1 pseudogene is annotated in these 446 nt (G+C 65.0%); it reads left to right on the forward strand.

What is annotated here, in order from left to right:
* Positions 1 to 121: 121 nt before the first annotated feature.
* Positions 122 to 446, forward strand: a pseudogene (locus G3I71_RS46970) (hypothetical protein); the annotation flags it as partial.

The raw sequence follows: 446 nt of genomic DNA on the forward strand, positions 1-446 counted from the left end.
GGCACAGACCGGGAAGGACGCCGCATCGAGGTGACGGTCGATCCCGGCACGCTTCAGGTGATCGAGATCGAATACAAGGACGGAGATGATCGGCGCTCCCGTGAGGGCAGAGAGCACAAACATGACTGAGATGATGAAGGGTGGCGGCATTCAGGACGTCGCCGATACTACGCGCACGGTGCTGGTCTGGGATCCGTTGGTGCGCAGCTCTCACTGGGGTCTGGTTGCCGCCTTTGCAGTGGCATGGCTCGCGGCGGACGAGGTGCAGCCGCTTCACGAGGCGGCCGGTTACGCGGTGGCGGCGTTGCTTGCCATTCGCCTGATCTGGGGTTTCGTTGGCAGCCGCCATGCCCGTTTCACGCAATTCGTGCGTGGCCCCGCCGCGACGCTGGCCTATCTCGGGGACATGCTGCACGGGCGCGAGCGACGCCATCTCGGGCACAACC

Origin of the sequence: Streptomyces sp. SID12501, from assembly GCF_010550245.1 — a bacterium.
Taxonomy (GTDB): Bacteria; Actinomycetota; Actinomycetes; order Streptomycetales; family Streptomycetaceae; genus Streptomyces.